The sequence below is a fragment of the Streptomyces sp. NPDC006997 genome, assembly GCF_040635175.1.
Classification (GTDB): Bacteria; Actinomycetota; Actinomycetes; order Streptomycetales; family Streptomycetaceae; genus Streptomyces.
The window spans coordinates 1-5,746 of sequence record NZ_JBEYHH010000081.1 but is presented as its reverse complement, the minus strand read 5'-3'; the positions used below and the strand labels follow the sequence as shown (position 1 = coordinate 5,746).

The 5,746-nt window shown below is 73.8% G+C and carries 2 protein-coding genes; both read left to right on the top strand.

Features of this window, described 5'->3' with window-relative positions; all coding sequences use genetic code 11:
- A partial coding sequence (locus ABZ659_RS35590; RefSeq protein WP_360229082.1) for a phosphopantetheine-binding protein occupies nucleotides 1–431 on the top strand: 431 nt, incomplete at its 5' end.
- Between the two features lie 45 nt (nucleotides 432–476).
- The coding region (locus ABZ659_RS35585; protein ID WP_360229079.1) for a beta-ketoacyl synthase N-terminal-like domain-containing protein at nucleotides 477–5,746 on the top strand (5,270 nt) is incomplete at its 3' end.

Sequence of the window (5,746 nt, the reverse complement as noted above, 5' to 3'; positions counted from 1 at the left end):
CCTACATGGTCCCCCCACTCCTGCGCACCATCGACGCCGTCCCCCTGTCCGCCAACGGCAAGGTCGACCGCGCCGCCCTCCCCGACCCCACCACCACCCCCGGCACGGGCCGGCGTGGGGTGACCCCGGCGGCGACCGACCTGGAGGAGAAGATCCTTCGGGTCGTGGCGGGGCACGCGCCCGGTGCCGGTGTCGGTGTGCTCGACAACTTCTTCGACCTCGGCCTGGACTCCCTGGTCCTGACCCGCATCTACCGGCGGCTCCGCGACGAGCTGGGGCTCACCTTCCCCATCACCGCGCTGTTCGGCGAACCCAACGTGCGCCGTCTCGCCGCCCACCTCACCGGGGCGACGACGGCCGCCGGATCGACACGCGCCGCCCGTGACCGCGCCTCGCTGCGCCGTGCCGCCTTCGCCCGCCGCACCAGGTGACCGCCGCCTCCCCCACAGGCGCAACCCAGAAAGGACCCCACGGCCATGGCTGAAGCCCAGGTCACCCCCGATATCGCGGTGATCGGCATGGCGGGGCGGCTGCCCGGCGCGCCCGATGTGACCGCGTTCTGGCAGAACCTCCGCGACGGCGTCGAGTCGATCACCGTCTTCCCGGACGACGACCTCGCCGACCGCGTCGACCCCGAACTGCTCGCCGACCCGGCCTACGTCAGGGCGGGCGCCGTACTCGACGGCATCGACCGCTTCGACGCGCGCTTCTTCGGCTACAGCGCCCGGGAGGCGGCGCTCCTCGACCCCCAGCACCGGATCCTGCTGGAGTGCGCCTGGCACGCGCTGGAGGACGCCGGGCACCCCGGGGGCGGACAGGGCGTCGGCGTGTACGCCGGGTGCAGTCTGTCCGGCTACCTGCTCAGCAACCTGCTGCCGGGCCGGCGGGTGGACGCGTCCGCCGCCGGGTTCGAACTGCTCATCGCCAACGACAAGGACTACCTGGCCAGCCGTATCGGCTACAAGCTCGGCCTGGAGGGCCCCGCCGTCTCGGTGCAGACCGCGTGCTCCTCCTCCCTGGTCGCCGTGCACCTCGCGGCACAGGCGCTGCTGTCCTACGAGTGCGACCTCGCGCTCGCGGGCGGGGCGACCGTCCGGGTGCCGCACCGCGTCGGCTACCGCTTCGAAGAGGGCATGATCCTCTCCCCGGACGGCCACTGCCGCCCCTTCGACGCCGAGGCCAACGGCACCGTCGGCGGCAGCGGCGCCGGGGTCGTCGTCCTCAAGCGGCTCGCGGACGCCCTCGCTGACGGGGACCGGGTCGACGCCGTGCTCAAGGGGTCGGCGCTCACCAACGACGGTGCGGACAAGGTCGGTTACACCGCGCCCAGCGTGCACGGCCAGGCCGCCGCGATCGCCGCCGCCCTGGCCGTGGCCGACGTCGACGCGGACACCGTCACGGCGATCGAGGCGCACGGCACCGGCACCCCCCTCGGCGACCCGGTGGAGATCGCCGCGCTCACCGAGGCGTTCCGCACGGACACCGAACGCACCGGGTTCTGCGCCCTCGGCTCGGTGAAGGCGAACATCGGCCACCTGGACAGCGCGGCGGGCGTGGCCGGGCTGATCAAGGCCGTGCTCCAGCTCAGGCACCGCCGCCTCGCGCCCACCGTCAACTACCGCGCACCCAACCCGCGCATCGACTTCGCCACCTCCCCGTTCTTCGTCAACGACCGCCTGCGGGACTGGAAGCCCGAGGGCGGGACGCCGCTGCGGATCGGCGTCAGCTCGTTCGGGTTCGGCGGCACCAACGCCCACGTCGTCCTGGAGGAGGCACCCGAGCCCGCGCCGCCGGCTCCGCCGCGCCGCCCCGTCCAGCTGCTGACGGTGTCGGCGCGCACCCCGGAAGCCGTCGACGAGGCGAGCGGCGCCCTCGCCGCCGCCCTGACGGCACCGGACGCGGACGGCCTCCCCGACATCGCCCACACCCTGCACCGGGGGCGCCGCTCCTTCGCGTACCGGCGCGCGGTCGTCGGCCGGGACCACACCGAGACCGCCGCCCGCCTCAGCGCCCCGGACGCCGCGCACACGGCGAGCGGACACGCCCGCGACGGCGCCCGGATCGCCCTGCTGCTCCCCGGCCAGGGCAGCCAGTACCCCGGCATGGGTCGCGCACTGTACGACCACGAACCCGGCTTCCGGCACCGCGTCGACACCTGCGCCGACCTGCTCCGCCCCCACCTCGGCCGCGACCTGCGGACCCTGCTGTACGCCGAGGACGCCAGCGCCGCCGACCTCCAGCGCACCGAGTACGCCCAACCCGCCCTGTTCACCGTGGAGTACGCGACGGCGGGCCTGCTCACCGACTGGGGCCTGCGCCCGCACGCCTACCTCGGGCACAGTGTCGGCGAGATCACCGCCGCCTGCCTCTCCGGCGTCCTGCCCCTGCCCGACGCGCTGCGGCTGGTCGCCCGGCGCGGCGCCCTCATGCAGGGCCTCGACCCGGGCGCCATGCTCTCCGTCGCCCTCGACGAGGACACCCTGCGCGCCATGCTCCCCGAGGCGCTGGCCTTGGCGGCGGTCAACGCGCCCCGCCTGTGCGTCGTGGCCGGACCCGACGAGGCGGTCACCGCCTTCGCCCGGCTGCTGGAACGGCGGGAGATCGGCCACCGGCGCCTGCACACCTCGCACGCCTTCCACTCACCCATGGTCGACCCGGTCCTGCCCCGCCTCACCGAAGAGGGCACCAGACTCACCACCCGCGCCCCGGACACCCCGTACCTGTCCAACCGCACCGGTGACTGGATCACCGCCGAGCAGCTCGCCGACCCCGCCTACTGGGCGGGCCACGCCCGCGACACCGTACGCTTCGGCGACGGCGTACGCCGCCTGCTGGAACGCGAGGACCTGCTCCTGGTCGAGGCGGGCCCCGGCCGGACGCTCTCCACCCTGGCCCGCGGCACCGACGGCGCCCTGAACCGCACCATCGTGCCCACCCTGCCCGAACCCGGCGGTGACGAGGACGCGCAGGAGTTCCTGCTCGCCGCCGTGGGACGGCTGTGGACCGCGGGCGCAGACCCCGACTGGCAGGCCCTAGACGGCACCGGCCGCCGCCGCGTCGCCCTCCCCGGCTACCCCTTCCAGCGCCGCCGCTACTGGATCGAGGCGCCGACGGCCACCGGCGCCGCACCGCTGCCCCTGGACGCGGTCACCGACGACGACGGCACCGAACCGGAACCCGCGTTCCACGACTCCCGGCCCGCCCTGAGCACCCCCTACCAGGAACCGCGCGGCCCGCGGGAGACGGCCGTCGCCGCCATCTGGGAGGACCTGCTCGGCATCGCCCCGGTCGGCGCGCACGACCACTTCATCGAACTCGGCGGCCACTCCCTGCTCGCCACCCAGGTCGTCGCCCGCATCCGCGCCGACCTCGGCGTGACGGTTCCCATGCGGGACCTGGTCCGGGCCTCCACCGTCGCCGCGGTCGCCGACCTCGTCGCCCAGTACGGCGGAACCGACGGCGACGAACCGGCGGCCGACGCGCTGCCGGTCGCCGTCGCCGACCCGGACCACCTCCACGAACCCTTCCCGCTCACCGAGATCCAGCAGGCCCAGTGGATCGGCCGGTTGGGCAACTTCACCCTCGGCAACGTCGCCGCCCACATCTACTGGGAGGTCGAGAACTCCGGCATCGACCTGGACCGCCTCGAAGCCGCCTGGAACCGGCTGATGCGTCGGCACCCCATGCTCAACGCCGTCCTCACCGACGACGGCCGCCAGCGCATCCTGCCCGACCCCGGCCGCTACGCCTTCGACCGCGTCGACCTGCGCCACACACCGGAGGCCGAACGCGCCCGCCGCCTCGACGACCTCCGCGAGCGCGTCTCCCACGAGATGCGCCCCACCGACACCTGGCCCCTGTTCGGCATCACCGCCGTCCACCTCCCCGAGGACCGGACCCGGCTCTACCTCAGCTTCGACCTCCTCATCGCCGACATCGGCAGCATCCGCATCCTGCTCCAGGAGTGGCGCACCCTCTACGCCGACCCCACGGCCGAACTGCCCGACCTCGCGATCTCCTACCGCGACTACGTCCTCGCCGCCGCCCAGGTCCGCGGCACCCCGCTGTACGAGAAGTCCCTGGACCACTGGCGCAAACGCGTCGCCGAACTCCCCCCGGCCCCCGAACTCCCCCTGGCCGTGGCGCCCGACACGCTCACCGCACCCCGGTTCACCCCCCGCAGCCACGTCCTCGCCCAGGACGCCTGGCAACGCGTGAAGGACCGGGCCGCCGCCCACGGCGTCACCCCCTCCGCGGTGCTGCTCGCCGCCTACGCGACCGTCCTCGGCCGCTGGTCCCGCAGCCCCCGCTTCACCCTCAACGTCACCGTCATCAACCGCATCCCGGTCCATCCCGACGCCGACCGGCTCGTGGGCGAGTTCGCCTCCTTCGACCTGCTCCCCGTCGACCTCGAACGGGACACGGGCATCGCGGACATCGCCCGCGCCCTCCAGGAACACGCCTGGGAGGACCTGGAACACCGCTACGTCAACGGCGTCGACGTCCTGCGCGAACTCGCCCGGCAGCGCGGCGGGACCAGCGGCTCCGTGATGCCGATCGTGTTCACCTCCACCCTCGTCCAGGACACCGGCGACCAGGGCGAGACCCTGTTCGACTGGCTCGGCGACCTCGTCCACGAGTCCGTCCAGACACCCCAGGTCTGGATCGACGCCGCCGTCCTGGAGACCAGCAAGGGCCTCTACCTGAGCTGGCCCGCCGTCGAGGCCCTGTTCCCGGCGGGGCTGGTGGACGACATGTTCGGCGCGTACTGCCGGTTGCTGGAAGGACTGGCGGGTGAGGAGGGGTCCTGGTCGGCGGGGCTGGGGGAGTTGGCCCCGGCCGTGGTGGCGGAGGCGAACGACACCGCGGGGCCGGTGCCGGAGGGGCTGTTGCACTCGGGTGTGCTGGAGCGGGCGGGGGAGTGCCCCGAGAAGGTGGCGGTGGTCGCCGTCGACGGGACGCTGACCTTCGGGGAGCTGACGCTGCGGGCAGCCGCGGTGGCGCGGCGGCTCGCGCCGGGTGAGCTGGTCGCGGTGTCGATGGGCAAGGGCCGGGAGCAGATCGTCGCGGCACTGGGTGTGCTGATGGCGGGCGCGGCCTACCTCCCGCTGGACCCGGAACTGCCCGCCGAGCGCAGGCACGCGCTGCTGGACCGTTCCGGCTGCCGGGTCGTCCTCACCTCCAGCCGGGAGACCCCCCTCGACTGGCCGCACGGAACCGTCGAACACCGCGTGGACCTCACCGAACCCGTCGACCACGCACCGGCTCCCGTCACGGAGACCGGCCCCGGCGACCTCGCGTACGTGATCTACACGTCCGGCTCCACGGGTGTGCCGAAAGGCGTGGCGGTCTCGCACCGGGCGGCGCTCAACACCTGCGTGGACGTGAACGAACGGTTCGGCGTCGACGCCTCGGACACCGTCCTGGGACTGTCCTCGCTGAGCTTCGACCTCTCCGTCTTCGACGTCTTCGGCGTCCTCGGGGCGGGCGGCACGCTGGTGCTGCCGAGCCCGGGCACCGGACGGGACCCCGGGCACTGGCAGGACCTGGTGAGGGAGCACGACATCACCGTCTGGAACTCGGTACCCGCCCTCATGGGCATGTTCGTCGAGCACGTCGGCGACACCGCTGAACTGCCTCTCCGCACCGTCCTGCTGTCGGGTGACTGGATCCCGGTGGACCTGCCGGACCGGATCCGCGCCGTCGCGCCACGGGCGCGGGTGGTGAGTCTGGGCGGGGCGACGGA